This is a genomic window from Streptomyces sp. NPDC055239 (assembly GCF_053606205.1).
The window spans coordinates 105,313-121,469 of sequence record NZ_JBSGRD010000007.1 but is presented as its reverse complement, the minus strand read 5'-3'; the positions used below and the strand labels follow the sequence as shown (position 1 = coordinate 121,469).

19 protein-coding genes are annotated in these 16,157 nt (G+C 70.1%); 7 read left to right on the top strand and 12 right to left on the bottom strand.

From position 1 onward, the window contains the following. Positions 1-8 precede the first annotated feature (8 nt). The 4 genes from ACWFRJ_RS23055 to ACWFRJ_RS23040 all read left to right on the top strand — a co-directional run bounded on the left by ACWFRJ_RS23055 (position 9) and on the right by ACWFRJ_RS23040 (position 3,242). Positions 9-737, top strand: a complete 729-nt coding sequence (locus tag ACWFRJ_RS23055) for a type 1 glutamine amidotransferase (RefSeq protein ID WP_389906588.1) — start codon at positions 9-11, stop codon at positions 735-737. A gap of 162 nt (positions 738-899) precedes the next feature. Continuing rightward, positions 900-1,925, top strand: coding sequence for a 6-phosphofructokinase (locus ACWFRJ_RS23050; protein WP_453533885.1), 1,026 nt, complete (start codon positions 900-902; stop codon positions 1,923-1,925). A 115-nt stretch (positions 1,926-2,040) separates the two neighbouring features. Continuing rightward, the gene (locus tag ACWFRJ_RS23045) at positions 2,041-2,994 is read left to right on the top strand and encodes a cytochrome c oxidase assembly protein (RefSeq protein WP_453533882.1); all 954 of its coding nucleotides are present in this window, start codon (positions 2,041-2,043) and stop codon (positions 2,992-2,994) included. An 86-nt stretch (positions 2,995-3,080) separates the two neighbouring features. Then, positions 3,081-3,242: a hypothetical protein gene (locus ACWFRJ_RS23040; RefSeq protein ID WP_190078913.1), complete on the top strand. Its 162-nt coding sequence runs from the start codon at positions 3,081-3,083 to the stop codon at positions 3,240-3,242. 59 nt (positions 3,243-3,301) lie between these two features. Here ACWFRJ_RS23040 and ACWFRJ_RS23035 read toward each other — a convergent pair whose 3' ends face one another. Further along, positions 3,302-3,718 (bottom strand): SSI family serine proteinase inhibitor, encoded by a 417-nt coding sequence (locus tag ACWFRJ_RS23035; protein WP_453533879.1) that lies wholly within the window; start codon positions 3,716-3,718, stop codon positions 3,302-3,304. Between the two features lie 271 nt (positions 3,719-3,989). Between ACWFRJ_RS23035 and ACWFRJ_RS23030 the strand changes: the two genes are divergently transcribed. Continuing rightward, on the top strand, positions 3,990-4,718 hold the full coding sequence (locus ACWFRJ_RS23030; RefSeq protein WP_453533876.1) for a lysophospholipid acyltransferase family protein: 729 nt from the start codon (positions 3,990-3,992) through the stop codon (positions 4,716-4,718). Between the two features lie 95 nt (positions 4,719-4,813). Here ACWFRJ_RS23030 and ACWFRJ_RS23025 read toward each other — a convergent pair whose 3' ends face one another. The 8 genes from ACWFRJ_RS23025 to ACWFRJ_RS22990 all read right to left on the bottom strand — a co-directional run bounded on the left by ACWFRJ_RS23025 (position 4,814) and on the right by ACWFRJ_RS22990 (position 12,025). After that, complete coding sequence (locus ACWFRJ_RS23025; RefSeq protein WP_453533872.1) at positions 4,814-6,418, bottom strand: alpha/beta hydrolase; 1,605 nt, start codon at positions 6,416-6,418, stop codon at positions 4,814-4,816. A 151-nt stretch (positions 6,419-6,569) separates the two neighbouring features. Beyond that, positions 6,570-7,343, bottom strand: coding sequence for an urease accessory protein UreD (locus tag ACWFRJ_RS23020; protein ID WP_453533869.1), 774 nt, complete (start codon positions 7,341-7,343; stop codon positions 6,570-6,572). Continuing rightward, positions 7,340-8,023 carry an urease accessory protein UreG gene (ureG, locus tag ACWFRJ_RS23015; RefSeq protein ID WP_389906582.1) on the bottom strand — a complete coding sequence of 228 codons (684 nt, stop codon included), beginning with the start codon at positions 8,021-8,023 and terminating at the stop codon, positions 7,340-7,342. The genes ACWFRJ_RS23020 and ureG overlap by 4 nt, the downstream gene beginning before the upstream one ends. A gap of 103 nt (positions 8,024-8,126) precedes the next feature. Next, positions 8,127-8,801, bottom strand: a complete 675-nt coding sequence (locus ACWFRJ_RS23010; RefSeq protein WP_453533866.1) for an urease accessory protein UreF — start codon at positions 8,799-8,801, stop codon at positions 8,127-8,129. Positions 8,802-8,812: 11 nt separating this feature from the next. Beyond that, on the bottom strand, positions 8,813-10,534 hold the full coding sequence (locus ACWFRJ_RS23005) for an urease subunit alpha (protein WP_453533863.1): 1,722 nt from the start codon (positions 10,532-10,534) through the stop codon (positions 8,813-8,815). After that, positions 10,527-10,856: an urease subunit beta gene (locus ACWFRJ_RS23000; RefSeq protein WP_453533860.1), complete on the bottom strand. Its 330-nt coding sequence runs from the start codon at positions 10,854-10,856 to the stop codon at positions 10,527-10,529. Before ACWFRJ_RS23000 ends, ACWFRJ_RS23005 begins: the two co-directional genes overlap by 8 nt. A gap of 13 nt (positions 10,857-10,869) precedes the next feature. Next, the gene (locus ACWFRJ_RS22995) at positions 10,870-11,172 is read right to left on the bottom strand and encodes an urease subunit gamma (protein ID WP_361184827.1); all 303 of its coding nucleotides are present in this window, start codon (positions 11,170-11,172) and stop codon (positions 10,870-10,872) included. A gap of 232 nt (positions 11,173-11,404) precedes the next feature. Then, positions 11,405-12,025, bottom strand: coding sequence for a TetR/AcrR family transcriptional regulator (locus ACWFRJ_RS22990; protein ID WP_453533856.1), 621 nt, complete (start codon positions 12,023-12,025; stop codon positions 11,405-11,407). 141 nt (positions 12,026-12,166) lie between these two features. Here ACWFRJ_RS22990 and ACWFRJ_RS22985 point away from each other — a divergent pair, with 141 nt between their 5' ends. Continuing rightward, the gene (locus ACWFRJ_RS22985; RefSeq protein WP_453533853.1) at positions 12,167-13,180 is read left to right on the top strand and encodes an ABC transporter permease; all 1,014 of its coding nucleotides are present in this window, start codon (positions 12,167-12,169) and stop codon (positions 13,178-13,180) included. 103 nt (positions 13,181-13,283) lie between these two features. Here the strand turns inward: ACWFRJ_RS22985 and ACWFRJ_RS22980 are convergent, their stop codons facing one another. The 3 genes from ACWFRJ_RS22980 to ACWFRJ_RS22970 all read right to left on the bottom strand — a co-directional run bounded on the left by ACWFRJ_RS22980 (position 13,284) and on the right by ACWFRJ_RS22970 (position 15,582). Next, a complete protein-coding gene (locus tag ACWFRJ_RS22980; protein WP_453533851.1) occupies positions 13,284-13,928 on the bottom strand; it encodes a dihydrofolate reductase family protein in 645 nt (214 codons plus the stop codon). Between the two features lie 107 nt (positions 13,929-14,035). Beyond that, on the bottom strand, positions 14,036-14,524 hold the full coding sequence (locus ACWFRJ_RS22975; RefSeq protein WP_453533848.1) for a DUF2000 domain-containing protein: 489 nt from the start codon (positions 14,522-14,524) through the stop codon (positions 14,036-14,038). A 38-nt stretch (positions 14,525-14,562) separates the two neighbouring features. Continuing rightward, positions 14,563-15,582: a DMT family transporter gene (locus tag ACWFRJ_RS22970; RefSeq protein ID WP_453533845.1), complete on the bottom strand. Its 1,020-nt coding sequence runs from the start codon at positions 15,580-15,582 to the stop codon at positions 14,563-14,565. A 72-nt stretch (positions 15,583-15,654) separates the two neighbouring features. Here ACWFRJ_RS22970 and ACWFRJ_RS22965 point away from each other — a divergent pair, with 72 nt between their 5' ends. Further along, positions 15,655-16,149: an Lrp/AsnC family transcriptional regulator gene (locus tag ACWFRJ_RS22965; RefSeq protein ID WP_453533842.1), complete on the top strand. Its 495-nt coding sequence runs from the start codon at positions 15,655-15,657 to the stop codon at positions 16,147-16,149. Positions 16,150-16,157 lie beyond the last annotated feature (8 nt).

The following is a 16,157-nucleotide window of genomic DNA, read 5'->3' as shown; positions in this document are numbered from 1 at the left end:
GAATGAGCATGAGCGACAACAGCCTGCGGCTGGTGTGGGTCTACCCCGACCTGCTGAGCACGTACGGAGACCAGGGCAACGCCCTGGTCGTGGAGCGCCGCGCCCAGCAGCGCGGCCTCCAGGTCGAGCGCTACGACGTGCGCAGCGACCAGCCGGTGCCCACCTCCGGCGACATCTATCTGATCGGCGGCGGCGAGGACCGCCCGCAGCGGCTCGCGGCCGAGCGCCTGCGCCGCGACGGCGGACTGCAGCGGGCCGTGGGCAACGGCGCGATCGTCTTCTCGGTGTGCGCCGGTTACCAGATCCTGGGCAACGAGTTCATCAACGACCTCGGCCAGCGCGAGCCGGGCCTCGGCCTGCTCGACGTCATCTCCACCCGCGGCGAGGGCGACCGGTGCGTCGGCGACGTCCTGGGCGACATCGACCCGCAGCTGGGCCTGCCCCCGCTGACCGGCTTCGAGAACCACCAGGGCATCACGCACATCGGCCCGTCCGCGCGGCCGTTCGCCCGCGTCTCGCTCGGCCGGGGCAACGGCACGGGTGACGGCACCGAGGGCGCGTTCAACGGCACCGTCTTCGGCACGTACATGCACGGCCCCGTCCTCGCCCGCAACCCGCTCATCGCGGACCTGCTCCTGAAGCTGGCCCTCGACGTGAACGCGCTGCCGCCGACGGACGACCGTTGGTACGAGGCGCTGCGCGCCGAGCGCATGAACGCCGCACAGCAGCCCGCCTGATGCCCACGCCGCACAGGTGAGCGGCACAGTCCAGCAGTCGGACGCCCGGTGCTGCCCCGCCCCCTCCCGCCTATAGGGTGGCGGGGTTCCCGCCGGACGACGTGGTCCGGACTTCGGCCCACGTAGCAGAGGGCCCCTCTTTATGAAAGACGTTGGCGGGCTATGCGCATTGGTGTCCTCACCTCCGGCGGCGACTGCCCCGGTCTCAACGCTGTCATCCGTTCGGTCGTGCACCGCGCCGTCGTCGACCACGGCGACGAGGTCATCGGCTTCCACGACGGCTGGCGCGGCCTGCTCGAATGCGACTACCGCAAGCTCGACCTGGACGCGGTGGGCGGCATCCTGGCACGTGGCGGAACGATTCTGGGCTCATCCCGCGTACAGCCCGCACATCTGCGCGACGGCGTCGAGCGGGCCAAGGGCCACCTCGCCGACCTGGGCCTCGACGCGGTCATCCCGATCGGCGGCGAAGGCACGCTGAAGGCGGCCCGGCTCCTGTCGGACGCGGGTCTGCCGATCGTCGGGGTGCCCAAGACGATCGACAACGACATCGCGGTCACCGATGTGACGTTCGGCTTCGACACTGCGGTCGGCGTGGCGACCGAAGCCCTCGACCGCCTCAAGACGACCGCCGAGTCGCACCAGCGGGTCCTGATCGTCGAGGTCATGGGACGGCACACCGGCTGGATCGCGCTGCACTCGGGCATGGCCGCGGGCGCGCACGCGATCGTCGTGCCTGAGCGGCCCTTCGACATCGAGGAACTGGCGCGGAAGGTCGGCGAACGCTTCTCCGCGGGCAAGAAGTTCGCGATCGTCGTGGCCGCCGAAGGCGCCAAGCCCCGTGAGGGCTCCATGGCGTTCGACGAGGGCATCAAGGACATGTACGGCCACGAGCGGTTCGCCGGCATCGCCCGGCAGCTCTCCATCGAACTGGAGCAGCGCCTTGGCAAGGAGGCGCGTCCGGTGATCCTCGGGCACGTCCAGCGCGGCGGCACCCCCACCGCGTACGACCGCGTGCTCGCCACCCGCTTCGGCTGGCACGCCGTGGAGGCCGTGCACCGCGGCGAGTTCGGCAAGATGACGGCGCTGCGCGGCACGGACATCACGATGGTCCCGCTCGCCGAGGCCGTCGAGACGCTGAAGACGGTGCCGGACGAGCGCTACGCCGAGGCGGAGTGCGTCCTCTAGAGACAGGCTCTGTTTCAAGGCTCAAGGAACGGCCCCCGGACGCGTAGGCGTCCGGGGGCCGTTCTAGTCTGGTGCGGACACACAGCGCACAACCGCACGAATCAGGAGCCAGCGGATGGATCACAGCGGGCACGGCATGAACATGGATCTGCCGCCGTTCACGCTGGGGCGCGGGCTCGAACTCTCGGCCGACCCCTTCTTCCTCATCAGCTGCCTGGTGGCTCTGGCCCTCTACGCCTGGGGCGTGGTGCGGCTCGTGCGACGCGGTGACAAGTGGCCGGTCGGCCGCGTCATCTCCTTCGTGGTGGGCGTGCTGACCATCCTGCTCGTGATGTGCACCAAGCTGAACGACTACGGCATGGTCATGTTCAGCGTGCACATGGTGCAGCACATGATCATCAGCATGCTCTCGCCGATCCTGCTCCTGATGGGCGCCCCGATCACCCTCGCCCTGCGCGCGCTGCCGGTCGCGGCCCGCCGTGGCCACAAGGGCCCGCGCGAGTGGCTGCTGTGGATCCTGCACAGCCGCTACATGAAGATCATCACGCACCCCGCGTTCACCATCCCGCTGTTCATCGCGAGCCTGTACGCGCTGTACTTCACCCCGATCTTCGACACCCTCATGGGGTCCAAGGTCGGCCACATCGGCATGATGGTGCACTTCCTCGCCGTCGGCCTTGTCTTCTTCTGGCCGATCATGGGCGTCGACCCGGGCCCGCACCGGCCCGGCTACATCATGCGGATGCTGGAGCTGTTCGCGGGCATGCCGTTCCACGCGTTCTTCGGCATCGCGCTGATGATGGCGTCCGAGCCGATGATCGGCACGTACAAGAACCCGCCCTCCTCGCTCGGCATCGACGCACTCGCCGATCAGACCGCCGCGGGCGGCATCGCGTGGGCGTTCAGCGAGGTGCCTTCGGTGCTCGTGCTTCTCGCGCTGCTCTTCCAGTGGTATCGCTCGGATCAGCGCCAGGCACGGCGTACGGACCGGGCCGCTGACCGTGACGGTGACAAGGAGCTCGAGGCGTACAACGCCTATCTCGCCTCACTGGCCGCGCGCGGGCGCTAGCGGCGAAGGGTATTCGCGGGTCAGGATGGCCTTAAGGCCGCGGTCTTGGCGTCAAGGCGTCGGGGCTGCCGGGAGGAGGCAGGGCGATGCCTGATTCTACGAAGACGATGGGTGTGTTCACCATCGGAGGCTTGGTGGCGGTGACCGCCTACACGGTCGCGCTCGGGAGCAACGGCTGGCTGTGGTTCGGCTGGGTCGTCATCGGGATGCTCACGCTGGCGATGGTGCTCTCGCGCAGCACCCCCTGAGGGGCGCCGCGCGGCAGCGAGGAGAGGTGCGGGGCGCGGCGACGCCCGCCCGGAAACGGTCAGAAACGGAAGACGGCGCCTGTCGAGAACCCCATCTCGCAGGCGTTGCCGTACGTCTTCTGCCAGCTGACCGGCTTGCCGCGGTGGGTCCCCGTCGCGCTCACGGTGACCGGGGCGTACTGCTTCGTACAGATCCCCTTCTTCGCCGGCAGCGCGTCGAAGTCGCCGCCCGCCGCGTCGATCGCCGCGCAGGCCTCGGCCATGTGCGGATGATGTGCGGGCTTCTGCGTCACGCAGTCGAGCAGCACTCCGCGGACCCAGGCGTTGTCGTCCCCGGTGACGGTGAGGAAGACGCCGCTCGACCGGGCGGGGGCCGTCTCGTCGGCCGCGTGGGCGGGCGCGGCCGCGGCGAGGGAGATCAGCGCGGCGGCGGTGGCCAGGGCCGGGTTCAGGCGGGACGTGGGACGGGACCTCATGGGACCTCCTGGGACGGTGACGTGCTGCGTCGGAGAGAGGCCAGGCCACCCCCGCGGCCGCCGCTCACCGAGCCGACACGCCGTGCGCTCACCCGTACGGGTCCGGCGCGGGCTCCGGGTGGGCCTCCCATCGGCCGAAGGGTCCGGGCCACCGGCTCCGTCGCTCCCTTCTCCCGTCGGGATCGCGCACCTAAACTGACCGCTGCGCGAGGACCCGTGACCTGCGACGACGCAGCACCCAGGCCGGTCCACCTACGTCAAGGAGCAACGGGTGTTCTACTACCTGCTCAAGTACGTCGTCCTGGGGCCGCTGCTGCGGCTCATGTTCCGGCCGCGTATCGAGGGGCTCGAGCACATTCCGGACTCCGGCGCGGCGATCGTGGCGGGCAACCATCTCTCGTTCTCGGACCACTTCCTGATGCCCGCCATCATCAAGCGGCGGATCACCTTCCTCGCGAAGGCCGAGTACTTCACGGGGCCCGGCCTCAGGGGCCGTCTCACGGCCGCGTTCTTCCACAGCGCCGGGCAGATCCCGGTGGACCGTTCCGGCAAGGATGCGGGCCAGGCCGCGATCCGCGAGGGGCTCGGCGTGCTGCGCAAGGGGGAGCTGCTCGGCATCTATCCGGAGGGCACACGCTCGCACGACGGGCGCCTCTACAAGGGGAAGGTCGGCGTCGCCGCGATGGCGCTCAAGGCGCAGGTCCCGGTGATCCCGTGCGCGATGATCGGCACGTTCGAGGCGCAGCCGCCTGGTCAGAAGGTGCCGAACTTCCAGAAGGTCTCCATCCGCTTCGGCGCCCCACTGGACTTCTCGCGCTATGCGGGCATGGAGAACGAGAAGGCGGTACTGCGGGCGGTCACCGACGAGATCATGTACGCCATTCTCGGGCTCTCCGGACAGGAGTACGTCGACAAGTACGCGGCGGTCGTCAAGGCGGAGGAGGCCGAGCGGGACGCCGCGGCGAGCAGGCGGAAATTCCCCCGGATGCCGCTGAGTTGACGCATTGACGCACGGTCTCGCGCAGGAGGCGGCAGAGCGAAGGGGCGACCGGGTGGACCCGGTCGCCCCTTGCTGAGATGCCTAGCGGCGGTCTGTCACGGCTTGGGCGTGGCGTGCGGGGTGCACGTCACGTCCTTGCTGTCCAGCTTGCCGGTGAGCAGATAGGCCTCGACACGGTCGTTGAGGCACGGGTTGACCAGGTTCGTGATGCCGTGCGAACCGGCGTCCTTCTCCGTGATCAGACGCGAGCCCTTGAACCGCTTGTGCAGCTCGACAGCGCCCTCGTAAGGCGTGGCGGCGTCACGGGTCGACTGCGCGATGAGGACGGGCGGCAGGCCCTTGCCGGTCTTGACCTCGACCGGCTCGTGCTGCTTGCTCTTCCAGGTCGCGCAGGGCAGGTTCATCCACGCGTTGGCCCAGGTCATGAACGGGTTGTCGCGGTGGATGCGGGTGTTGTCGCGGTCCCACGTCTTCCAGCTGGTAGGCCACTTGGCGTCCGCGCACTCGACGGCCGTGTAGACGGCGTTGCCGTTCTCCGAGGCGATGTTGCCCGCGGTGTCCGACAGGTCGGGGCTGGCTGCCTCGATCAGCGGCTTGGCGTCACCGGCGACGTACTTGCTGAAGTTCGTCGCGATCCCCACCCAGGCGGAGTCGTAGTACGGAGCGCTCTGGAAGTAGGAGATGAGCTCGGCGGGGCCGACCACTCCGCCGAGCGGCGCCTTCTTCGCGGCGGCGCGCAGCTTGTCCCAGTTCTTGCTGACCTTCGCGGCGGTGTCGCCCAGGTGGAAGGTCGCGTCGTACTTGGCGACCCACGTCATCCAGTCCTTGAGACGGATCTCGAAGGCGACGTCCTGGTCGAGGTTGGCCTCGTACCAGATCTTCTTCTTCGACGGGTTGACCACCGAGTCGACGACCATGCGACGCACGTGCGACGGGAAGAGCGTCCCGTAGACGGCGCCGAGGTAGGTGCCGTAGGAGACGCCGAGGAAGTTCAGCTTCTTCTCGCCGAGCGCGGCCCGGATGACGTCCAGGTCACGTGCGGTGTTCGGCGTCGTCATGTGCGGCAGCATCTCGCCGCTGCGCTCGGCACAGCCGTCCGCGTACTCGGCGGCCAGCTTGCGCTGGGCGCGCTTGTCCGCCGCGGAGTCCGGCACCGGGTCCTGCTTGGGAGCCTTGACGAACTCCTGCGGGTCCACGCAGGAGATGGGCGCCGAGTGACCGACACCGCGCGGCTCGAAGCCCACGAAGTCGTACGCCTTCGCCGTCTTCTCCCAGAGCTTGGCCTTGGTGACCACGCGGGCGGGGAAGCGGAGGCCGGAGGCGCCGGGGCCGCCCGGGTTGTAGAGAAGAGCGCCCTGGCGCTCCTTCTTCGTCCCGGTGTTGCCGATGCGGTCGACGGCAAGCTTGATCTTCTTGCCGTTGGGCTTGGCGTAGTCGAGCGGGACGGTGACCCAGCCGCACTTGATCGCCTTGTCCAGACCCCAGTCGTCGGGGCACGCCTGCCAGTCGATACCGGCCTTGGCGGCACGCTGCGCGGCGAGCGCGACACCGCGCGCCTCCGAGCTGGTGCGCTGGCGGGCGTCAGCGTTTCCGCTGCTCCGGCGGGCGTCGGCATTGGCGACGGGCGCCAAGATGGCGCCCGCTATGAGCGAGCCCGTGATCAGCGTGCCGGCTGCGCCGAATGCTGTGGTGCGTCTCAACTGGTTCCTCCCCCTGTCGATTTACCTGTCGATTTTCGAACAGTAGGAGGATCCTGTCGTTGAAGGGGTTCAGTGCGACAGACGGAGCGGGTATTTCTTTACCAATCCGATAGACGGTGCACGGAACCCCGCTGAGCGGTTATGCCCCTGTTCAGGTGAGTGTGCGCAGCGCCTGGTCGAGCGTGCGCCGTACGCGCAGCGCGTCGGGCGCGACCGCGGTGACGAGCACGGCGGGTCCGGCGAGCGGGGTGAGCGTGGCCGCTTCGCCGAGCAGCGCGGGCCCGGGACGGTTCTGCTCGAACTCAGGGCGTACGACGACGAGCTGCCCGATGGCGCGATTCCCCGCGAGGACAGCGGGGCCGTCCCATCCGCCGGGTGCGCCGGGCCCGCAGGAGAGCTCCTGATCCAGGAGCAGCCGACCGGCACGGCGCACGGTGAGGCGGCTGGTGAGACGTCCCGCGTCTTCACCGGTCCGCCCGAGCACCTGCTCCTCCCGAAGGACGAGGCTCGCGCTCCCCGCGAGTTCGGCCCGCGTGGTGACCCGCAGATCGCTCTCGCGTACGGAGATCAACTGCTCCGGCAGCCAGACCAGTTCGGAGTCGTCACCGACCGTGAGCCGCACGTCGTACCGCGCCTGCTCCTTCGACTGCCCGGGCAGGGCGAGCGTGGCGGCGGCCGAGCCGATGCGCAGCCTGGCTCCTTCGTGGGCGGCGGCCTCGACGGTGAGGTGATCACCCCCGAGGGGGCCGCTCATCGCTCCGACGAGGGTGACGTGGGCGCCCGTTCCGGCCGCCCGGGTGCGGCGCGGGACGATCGGCCCGTGCCCGTCGAGCACGGGCAGTGCGGTGCCGCCACGCCCGTCACCTCGCGCGGTGATGCGGGCGGTGCCGCGCACCCCGGATGTCGCGACGGCGTGCACGGTCATGCGGACGCGGTCCAGGCGGCGTACTGGGCACGCACCCAGGCGGCGACGGGGGCGATGCCCTCGTCGGACCTCAGCGACTGGAAGATCACGGGCAGTTCGGCACGCTGGGCCTTGGCGTCCGCGGCCATACCGGCGAGGTCGGAGCCGACGTACGGGGCGAGGTCGGTCTTGTTGACGACGAGCAGATCGGCGGTGGTGACGCCGGGGCCGCCCTTGCGCGGGATGTCGTCGCCGCCCGCGACGTCGATCACGAAGATCTGCGCGTCGACGAGCCCCTTGGAGAAGGTGGCGGTGAGGTTGTCGCCGCCGGACTCGACGAGGATCAGGTCCAGCGGCCCGACCTCGTCCTCGAGGTCCTCCACGGCCTCCAGGTTGGCGGAGATGTCGTCACGGATCGCGGTGTGCGGGCAGGCGCCGGTCTCCACGGCGGTGATGCGCTCGGGCGGGAGCACGGCCTCGCGCAGCAGGAACTCGGCGTCCTCACGGGTGTAGATGTCGTTCGTGACGACGGCGAGGGCGCGCTCGTCCCGCAGCTCCTTGCAGAGCGCGGCGACGGTGGCGGTCTTGCCGGACCCGACGGGCCCGCCGAGCCCGATCCGCAGGGCACGGCGGCGTCCGTCGGGGCGGTGGGCGTCGGCGCTCACGGCGGCGGATTCGTCGTGGGAGTGGTTGAGGTGCATGGTGCGACTCCTATGGTTCAGCAGTTCGTTTCGCCCTGTACGACAGCCTGTGAGGCAGACAGGGCTTTGGGGCGGGTGCCGCGCGAGGGAAGCCGGAGCTTGCCTACGACGCGAACAGCCGCGCGGGCCAGGCCGCGTGCGCTTCCGCGCCGACCTCGAGCAGCGGCGCGGAGGCCGCGGGCAGCGCGTCGATCCCGTCGACCAGCGCTTCCCGCGCCGCGTCCGCCGCCGCCCGGGCCACGAGGTCGAGCTCGGGCGCGAGGCGGGCTAGCACGCCCGTCGCGTCGAACGGGTCGAGGCTCAGCAACCGCACGGTCGCCGTCGCGGGCCCGCTGACGCACTCGTACACCGAGCAGTACGCGGCGTCCTGCGCCTCGAGACCCGCCGCTCGGGCGGCGAGCCCGAGAACGACGGGCTGGTGTGCTCCCTTGGGCCTGGCGGCGGCCAGCTGGTCCAGCGAGGGGTCGGGCCACGCGGCTCGCGCGGCCCGCATCATCTGCCGCCCGAGCCGCCGCCCGGCGACCCGCAGCGCGGCCGAGGGTGTCCGCGCGTCGGCGGCCTCGTCGAGCTCCAGCGGGTCGAACCCGAGCGCGGCCGCCGCCGCCAGTGAGGCCGACACGAGCCCCGTCGTGTGCAGCCGGCCCCGGCAGAACTCCTCCAGGTCGGCTGCGCCGGTGATGCGCCTTGCCTTGACGGCTTCCTCGGCCCCGCCGGAGTGCGCGTGCCCTCCGGCGGGAAACCGGCCGTCGGCCAGAACGAGTAGTGCGGCTCTGGACATAACGGCGCCCGTCAGAACAGGAAGTACCGCTGTGCGAGCGGCAGTTCGGCGGCGGGCGACGGCTCGACGAGCTCACCGTCGATGGTGACGGCGAAGCTGTCGGGAGCGACCTCGACCCTCGGCAGAGCGTCGTTCTCGCGCATGTCCGCCTTCGTGCGTCCGCGCGTCGAGCGGATCGCGGTGAACTCCCTGGCCAGACCGAGCCGTTCCGGCAGGCCGTCGTCGAGCGCCGACTGCGTCACGAAGTTGAACGAGTTGAGTCCGGGCGCCTTCCCGTGCGCGCCGAACATGGGCCGCGGAAGCACCGGCTGCGGCGTGGGGATCGAGGCATTGGCATCGCCCATCTGCGCATAGGCGATCTGCCCGCCCTTGATGACCAGCTGCGGCTTGACGCCGAAGAACACCGGGTCCCACAGCACCAGGTCGGCGAGCTTGCCGCTCTCCACCGAGCCGATCACGTGGTCGACGCCCTGCGCGACGGCCGCGTTGATCGTGTACTTGGCGACATAGCGACGCGCACGCCGGTTGTCCGCACGCGAGTCCCCCGGCAGGAAGCCACGCCGTCGCTTCATCACGTGCGCGGTCTGCCACGTCCGCATGACGACCTCGCCGATGCGGCCCATGGCCTGCGAGTCCGACGACATGATCGAGATGGCACCGAGGTCGTGCAGGATGTCCTCGGCCCCGATGGTGGTGGGCCGGATCCGCGACTCGGCGAAGGCGAGGTCCTCGGGGACCGCCGCGTTGAGGTGATGGCAGACCATCAGCATGTCGAGGTGTTCCTCGATGGTGTTGACGGTGTGCGGCCGGGTCGGGTTGGTGGAGCTCGGCAGCATGTTCGGCAGGGACACCGCCGTGATCATGTCCGGGGCGTGCCCGCCGCCCGCGCCCTCGACGTGGAAGGCGTGCAGCGTGCGTCCCGCGACGGCGTCGAACGTGTCGCCGACGAAGCCCGCCTCGTTGAGGGTGTCGGTGTGGACGGCGAGCTGGGCCCCCGTGTCCTCGCAGACGTTCAGGCACGCGTCGATGGTGGCGGGCGTCGCGCCCCAGTCCTCGTGGATCTTGAAGCTGACGGCTCCGGCGCGCAGTTGGGCGTGCATGGACTCGCTGGAGACCGTGTTGCCCTTGCCGAGGAAGCCGATGTTGACCGGACTCGACTCCATCGCCGCGAACATCCGGGCAAGGTGCCACGCGCCGGGGGTGATGGTGGTGGCCTTGCTGCCCTCGGCCGGTCCGGTGCCGCCGCCGATGAGGGTGGTGACCCCGGAGGCGAGCGCCTCGTCGACGATGGTCGGCGAGATGAAGTGGATGTGGGTGTCGATGGCGCCCGCGGTGAGGATCTTGCCGTTGCCCGCGATCACTTCGGTCTCGGGGCCGATGACGAGATCGGGGTGTACGCCGTCCATCGTGTCCGGGTTGCCGGACTTGCCGATGCCCGTGATCCGGCCGTCGCGTATGCCGATGTCGGCCTTGACGATGCCCCAGTGATCGATGATCACGGCGCCGGTGATGACGGTGTCGGGGGCTCCTTCGGCGCGCGTCGTGCGCGACTGCCCCATCGACTCGCGGATGACCTTGCCGCCGCCGAACACCGACTCGTCGCCCGAGAGTCCGGGGCCGCCGGAGCGGTCCTCCTCGATCTCGACGAGGAGGTCGGTGTCGGCGAGCCGGATCCGGTCGCCCGTGGTGGGGCCGAACAGGTCCGCGTAAGCGGCGCGGGACAGCTCAGGCATCGAGGGCACCTCCGGTCTCGCCGCGCAGGCCCGGCACGATCCGCAGACCGGCCAGGGGGACGAGTTCGACGTCGACGGGGATTCCGGGCTCGAAGCGCACGGCGGTGCCGGCGGCGATGTTGAGCCGCTTGCCGTGCGCGGCGGCACGGTCGAAGTCGAGACCGGGGTTGGCCTCGGCGAAGTGGTAGTGGGAGCCGACCTGGACGGGGCGGTCGGCGGCGTTCAGGACGGTGAGGGGGGTGACCTCGCGGCCTTCGTTGAAGGCGACGGGCTCGTCGGCGAAGAGGATCTCACCGGGAACGACGGGTTGCGCGGAACTCATGTCTCGGCCCCCGTCAGACGATCGGATCGTGGACGGTGACGAGCTTGGTGCCGTCCGGGAACGTGGCCTCGACCTGGACGTCGTGAATCATCTCGGGGATGCCGCTCATGACGTCGTCGCGGGTGAGCACCTTGCGCCCCGATGACATGAGTTCGGCGACGGTGCGGCCGTCGCGGGCGCCTTCAAGAATGTGGGACGTGATGAGAGCGATCGCCTCGGGGTGGTTGAGCTGCAGCCCCCGCGCCCTTCGCTTCTCGGCCACGTCCGCAGCCACATGGATGAGCAGTCTCTCCTGCTCGTGCGGGGTCAGTTGCACGCGTCCCACCTCACAGTCCTCGCTCCGGACCGTGCGGGGTCCGGCTGCCGCGGCCACCGCGACGGGTATAGATGTAACACACAGGCAGTACGCTTGATCTTGCGCACCCCGGTTACCAAAACCCCTGGTGGCGTGGCCTTGCAGGCTAGTTGGGAGGAGTTTCAACGAGGTTAACCAGCGCTTGACCGCTTCATGACCATCAGCTGGGCTCCGCCATACCCAGCAGCACTTGTCAGCCGGGCCGACCCATACTCATCAGGCCGCGCAGGCCATCCTGCAGCGCCTCCAGCGGAACCTCGTCGAACAGCGCGAGCTGCGCGAGGAACCCCTGGGCCGCGGCGACCATCACCCGCGCGACGTGGTCGGCCGGGACGTCGTCACGCATCATGCCCGCCGCCTGATATCCCTCGACGATCTTCACCCAGGCCACGCGCACCTTGGCGTACCCCTGCTTCATCACGGTGGCGAGCTCTTCGTTGCGCAGGGTCTCCGCCCACACCTGGACGATCAGGCGCGGGAAGTACGAGGACTCCCCCTCCCCGCCTCCCGGCCTCCGGCCGAGCACCTGGGTCAGGGCGCGGCCGACAAGGACGTCCGGCGGGGGCGGCGGGGTCTCCTCGGCGGCGGCCTCGAAGGTCGCCTGGATCCACTCCAGAACCTCGCCGACGATCGCCCCGATGAGCTCCTCCTTGCCCCGGAAGTAGCGGTAGACCGCTCCGGCCGAGAGACCGACCTCCCCCAGCACGTCCTGCATCGAGGTGGCGTGGAAGCCATTGCGGGCGAAGCAGAGGGCGGCGCCGTCGAGGATCTGGCGGCGGCGTGCGTCGAGGTGCTCCTGGGATACGCGGGCCATGCCTCCAAAAATAAAACGAACATTCCTTCTTGACAAGCGCCACACCTGGAAGGACAGTCGGAACATCTCGCAAAACGAACGATCCTTCTCTTTAAATCACCGAAGGTCGTAGGCACGCACATCCCAGAAGGAGCTCAGCCCATGTCCACGTCGGTCGCCACCCCGCCTCCGCAGGGCCGCCGCATGGTGGCGGTGGCCATCCTGGTCTCCGCGCTCGTGGCCCTCGCCCTGTGGGCCTTCGCCTGGCCCGCCACCAGGACCGCCCCTCGCGACCTGCCGCTCGGCGTCGCGGGGCCCGCCGCGGCGACGGCTCCCCTCCAGTCCCGACTGGCGGAGCACAAGGGCGCGTTCGAGATCCATCGGTACGCCGATGAGGCCGCGGCCCGCGACGCCATCGAGGACCGGACCGTGTACGGGGCGGTCGTCGTCACGCCGCAAGGAATGAAACTCCTCACCGCGACGGCGGCGAGCCCGGTGGTCGCCCAGCTCCTGGAGCAGGCGGTGACCGGTCAGGCTCCGGAGGGGGCGAAGGTGACGACCACCGATGTGGTGGCCGCGCCCGCCGCCGACCCGCGGGGCGCGGCCCTCGGCGCGAGCGTCCTGCCGCTGGCGATCGCGGGTGTCGCGGCCGGCACGATCGTGACGATGCTCGGACTTCGCGGCGTCCGCGCGGCGTCCTCCCTCGTCCTTGCCGCCGCCCTTGTCGGCGTGGTCGCCGCCGCTCTGACGCACAGCTGGCTCGGCGTACTCACGGGCAACTGGTGGGCGGAAGCCGGGGTGTTGGCGCTCTCGACCCTCGCGGTGGGCGCAACCGTCGCCGGGTGCGCCGCACTCCTCGGTCCCGCGGGCATCGGGGTCGGCGCGATGGCGATGGTGCTGCTCGGCAACCCCTTCTCCGGGGTGACGTCCGCGCCGCAGCTGCTGCCCGAACCGGTGGGTCTCATCGGCCAGTTGCTGCCGCCGGGCGCCGGGGGCACCCTGCTGCGCTCGGTCTCCTTCTTCGACGGCGCGCGCGTCACGGGCCCCGTCTTCACCCTCGCGGTCTGGGTCCTGCTCGGCCTGACGGCCGTGCTGCTCGGCGCACGTCGCCGCCGCCCCGCCGCTGCGGCGCCCGAGGAGACACCGGCGCGGGGGGACGCGGTGCCGGTCGCCTGATCCGGAACCGCATAGAGACGGCCGTACGCCTCCGCTGTAGCGGACGGAGGCGTACGGCTGACAGAGGCGTACGGCTGGCGGAGGCGTACGGCTGCTCCTGCGCTCACTTCCTCCAGAACAGGTGGTGCGTCACGCCGCTCGGGCTGGGCACGACCTCCAGGTGGAACCGGTCGAGCAGCTCATCGGGGGAATCCCAAAGACGTAGCCCGGACCCGAGCTTCACCGGCGAGACCGCCACATGCAGGGTGTCGACGAGATCGGCGTCGAGGAACTGCCGAACGGTGGTGACCCCGCCGCCGAGTCGTACGTCCCTGCCCTGTGCCGCTGCCCGCGCCCGTTCGAGGACCGTGGCCGGATCGCCGTCGACGAAGTGGAACGTGGTGTCGGAGAGCGTGAACGACGGACGCTCGTGGTGGGTCATGACGAACACGGGCGTGTGGAACGGGGGCTCATCGCCCCACCAGCCCTGCCACTCGTGGTCCTGCCAGGGCCCGCGCTGGGGTCCGAACTTGTTGCGGCCCATGATCTCGGCGCCGATGTTGCGTGCGAAGTCTCGCGTGAAGTAGTCGTCGAGGCCCCGGCTTCCTCCGGGATCGGTGCGCCCGGGCCAGCTCGCTGTGGCTCCGGCCCACGCGAACAGCTTCTCGGGATGGTCGTAGCCGAACGGCCGGTCGAGACTCTGTTCCTCTCCAGCAGCGATTCCGTCATCCGAGACGATGAAGTTCATGACTCTCAGCAGTTGATTCATGTGTTCCCTCGTCAGGTCCTGTCGCGTCATCGTGCGGCGGGGCGCCACACACCATGACGTCGAACGAGACGTGGCCGGATCGACAACGGCCCACAACTATTTTCTGTTCAGGGCATGAGGGGGAGCTTGCCGACGATCTTGTCGACCGGGTTGCGGGGGCCGACGATGCTGACCGCGCAGTAGTCCATGTCCTCGGTCCGGGTCTCGCCCACGGCCGTCATGAAGTCGCTGTAGACGCGGGTGCTCTGGGCGGCGGCGGGCACGTCGGCCATGAAGGTGTCGGTGCGGGATGCCGCCTTGGCGCGGATGGTGCGCAGCGTGGCGGAGTCGGCGACGAGCACTGAGCAGCCCGCCCAGGGCAGGCCCGGGTGAATGGCGCCCTCCTCGTCGGTGGCGTCGGTGCCGAGCAGGCCGGGGACAGCGGTCACCGTGGGGGCGGCGGCGCAGATGGCGGCGTTGGCGGCCCGGCCGGGAGGCAGTTCGGCGTTGACGACCACGACCCACTTCAGCCGGGCCTTGCGGGTGGACAGACTGAAGTCCACCTCTTCCGGCGCGAAGCCCACCGTTACCGCGCTCGGTGCGTTCATCACAGACATGGCAATCCTCTTTATTCATGCGGACAGACCCGGGAATGCTAGGCAGACGTGCTGGACTCGCGCGCCGTATCCGCATTTCGTTCGACCTGGGAGGCGCTTGCGGGGGCTCCGGCGAACGTGATGCGGCGATCCGGCGGAAACTCCGTCGCTCGTGTGGCGGAGCGGCCACGCGTCATCGTGGGCAGGCAGGTGGTGATCATTCCGGCGAGGATCAGTGCGCAACCGGCCCACGCCGAGGGCGGCAGGTGCTCGTGGAGAAGCAGCACGCCGATCAGGGCCGCGGCCAGCGGCTCCGCGAGACTGAGCGTCCCGGCCACGGTCGCCCGCACCCTGACGAGACCCGCGGTGAACAGCCAGTACGCGGCAGCGGTGGTGGCCACGCCGAGCCAGCCGATCAGGGCGAGGGTGGAGCCGTCGCGCAGCGGGGTGGTGTCGGTGATCATCCAGGGCAGCAAGGGGAGCGAGCCGAGGAGCAGGGAGAGCGCTGAGAGCGTGGGCAGGTCGGCGGCGCGGCTGGCGGCGGCCATCTGCTTGGCGAAGACGGTGTACAGGCCGTAACAGGCACCCGCGGCCACCGCCAGGAGCAGGCCGAGCAGATCCACGCGGCCTCCGCCGCCCGGTGCAAGGAGCAGGGCGCAGCCGCCGACGGCCGCGACGGTGCCTGCCGTCCAGCCGGCGCCCATCCGCTCACCGACGACCAGCCGGGCACACACGCCGGTCACCGCGGGCGCGGTGCCCAGGGCGATCACCGTGGCCAGAGCTGCCCCGGTCCGCGACACCGAGGAGAGGAAGGCCGCCTGGTAGACGCCGGTCGAGACCGCGCAGACGAGCAGCGGGCGCAGGACCCTGCCCTCGGCGAGAACCCGGAGCTTGTTCGGACGGCACGCGGTGAGCGCTCCGAGGATCAGCCCGCCCACGACCAGCCGCCAGCCGCCGAGCGCCGCCGGCTCCATGGGGTCATCAGCCAGGACCTGAGCAGGGCCGACGGTGCCCCACAGCACCGCCGCCGCAAGCACGAGGCCCGCGCCGAAGGCCGGGCCGTTCTTCCGTGTATCCATGGCGGCGAGACTAGGCAGGAATCCGGCAAGCGCCTCCGCTTGCCGAACTTCGTCTGGCATACGGTGGATCTCATGGAACTTGATGCGCTGGACAGGGCCCTGCTGCGGGAACTGCAGAACGATGCACGGCAGACCAACCGCGAGCTTGCGGCCAGGACTGGGGTCTCCCCCTCGACCTCACTGGAACGCGTCAGGCTGCTCCGCGAGCGCGGCGTCATCACCGGCTACCACGCGGCCCTGGATCTCGACGCCGCCGGCCGACCCGTCCAAGCGCTCATCTCGGTGCGCATCCGGCCGCCCGCCCGACCGGTCATCGAGGGGTTCCGCGAGTGGGCCGCCCGACTGCCCGAGGTGATCGGCCTGTTCGTCACCTCGGGCGCTCACGACTTCCTCATCCACATCGCTGTCCCTGACGTCGACAGCGTGTACGCCTTCGTCATCGACCGTCTCACCGAACGCCGCGAAGTCGCCGACGTACAGACCACGATGATCTACGAGCACGTCCAGTCCCGCTGCATCGAGCCGACGAGCCCCGATCGACCCCGCTCCGCGCACAGAACCCGCTGACGTTCTCA

Coding starts and splice junctions, on each gene's coding strand:
- ACWFRJ_RS23000 (WP_453533860.1), bottom strand. CDS start 10,856: ATGAGTTCCGCGCAACCCGTCGTTCCCGGTGAGATCCTCTTCGCCGAC.
- ureG (WP_389906582.1), bottom strand. CDS start 8,023: ATGCACCTCAACCACTCCCACGACGAATCCGCCGCCGTGAGCGCCGAC.
- ACWFRJ_RS22970 (WP_453533845.1), bottom strand. CDS start 15,582: ATGGATACACGGAAGAACGGCCCGGCCTTCGGCGCGGGCCTCGTGCTT.
- ACWFRJ_RS23020 (WP_453533869.1), bottom strand. CDS start 7,343: ATGACCGTGCACGCCGTCGCGACATCCGGGGTGCGCGGCACCGCCCGC.
- ACWFRJ_RS22985 (WP_453533853.1), top strand. CDS start 12,167: ATGTCCACGTCGGTCGCCACCCCGCCTCCGCAGGGCCGCCGCATGGTG.
- ACWFRJ_RS22980 (WP_453533851.1), bottom strand. CDS start 13,928: ATGAATCAACTGCTGAGAGTCATGAACTTCATCGTCTCGGATGACGGA.
- ACWFRJ_RS22975 (WP_453533848.1), bottom strand. CDS start 14,524: ATGTCTGTGATGAACGCACCGAGCGCGGTAACGGTGGGCTTCGCGCCG.
- ACWFRJ_RS23040 (WP_190078913.1), top strand. CDS start 3,081: ATGCCTGATTCTACGAAGACGATGGGTGTGTTCACCATCGGAGGCTTG.
- ACWFRJ_RS23050 (WP_453533885.1), top strand. CDS start 900: ATGCGCATTGGTGTCCTCACCTCCGGCGGCGACTGCCCCGGTCTCAAC.
- ACWFRJ_RS23045 (WP_453533882.1), top strand. CDS start 2,041: ATGGATCACAGCGGGCACGGCATGAACATGGATCTGCCGCCGTTCACG.
- ACWFRJ_RS22990 (WP_453533856.1), bottom strand. CDS start 12,025: ATGGCCCGCGTATCCCAGGAGCACCTCGACGCACGCCGCCGCCAGATC.
- ACWFRJ_RS23035 (WP_453533879.1), bottom strand. CDS start 3,718: ATGAGGTCCCGTCCCACGTCCCGCCTGAACCCGGCCCTGGCCACCGCC.
- ACWFRJ_RS23010 (WP_453533866.1), bottom strand. CDS start 8,801: ATGTCCAGAGCCGCACTACTCGTTCTGGCCGACGGCCGGTTTCCCGCC.
- ACWFRJ_RS23055 (WP_389906588.1), top strand. CDS start 9: ATGAGCGACAACAGCCTGCGGCTGGTGTGGGTCTACCCCGACCTGCTG.
- ACWFRJ_RS22965 (WP_453533842.1), top strand. CDS start 15,655: ATGGAACTTGATGCGCTGGACAGGGCCCTGCTGCGGGAACTGCAGAAC.
- ACWFRJ_RS23005 (WP_453533863.1), bottom strand. CDS start 10,534: ATGCCTGAGCTGTCCCGCGCCGCTTACGCGGACCTGTTCGGCCCCACC.